The sequence below is a fragment of the Vibrio sp. 1249-1 genome (genome assembly GCF_033340495.1).
Map to the genome: position 1 here is coordinate 1 of NZ_JAWOWJ010000882.1, position 579 is coordinate 579.

Here is a 579-nt window from a genome sequence, read left to right on the forward strand (position 1 = left end):
AGTGCCGCAGGCTTTGAAAAGCAAGACATCATTATCAGTATCGATGGCAATAAAGTTCAGGGCCGTCAAAGCGAGATGGATATCGTGACGGATTTACGCCCAGGCACTTCTGTCGACGTTGGTATCATTCGTAAAGGCAAGGAAATGACTCTAAAAGTCACTATCGCCGAAGACAAACAAGAAGCATAACAAAATCCCAGCCAATGGCTGGGATTTTTGTTTCTATTCGTTTTATTCGCTTTCGCTCGATTCTTCAGTGCAGCTCGACTCACCAAGCTCAACGTCGATTCGCGTCACTCTCTGTAAGCCTCTTGGCAGCAGACTACCTCGGCGACCACGCTCACCACGGAAGTTCTCAAGATCAGCAGGTTTCAAACCTAGCTTGCGCTTACCAGCGTACAAGGTTAAAGAAGCACCTTGCGGCAACGCGATTAAGTGGGACAACACTTCTTCACGCTCTTTCGCTTTAGCTGCTGGGATGTTGATAATCTTGTTACCTTTACCTTTCGCTAATTGCGGCAAGTCTTTAATTGGGAACAACAACATACGCCCTTGGTTGGTAATCGCTAGAATCTCATC

2 protein-coding genes are annotated in these 579 nt (G+C 46.8%); one reads left to right on the forward strand and one right to left on the reverse strand.

Annotation, left to right across the window (positions count from 1 at the left end; genetic code table 11):
* On the forward strand, nucleotides 1-189 hold a 189-nt coding region (locus tag R7Z50_RS29455; protein ID WP_318150009.1), incomplete at its 5' end, for a PDZ domain-containing protein.
* Between the two features lie 42 nt (nucleotides 190-231).
* On the opposite strand, the gene R7Z50_RS29460 is transcribed toward R7Z50_RS29455, so the two are convergent.
* Nucleotides 232-579, reverse strand: a 348-nt coding sequence (locus R7Z50_RS29460; RefSeq protein ID WP_318150010.1) for a DNA gyrase C-terminal beta-propeller domain-containing protein, incomplete at its 5' end; no start/stop codon positions are given.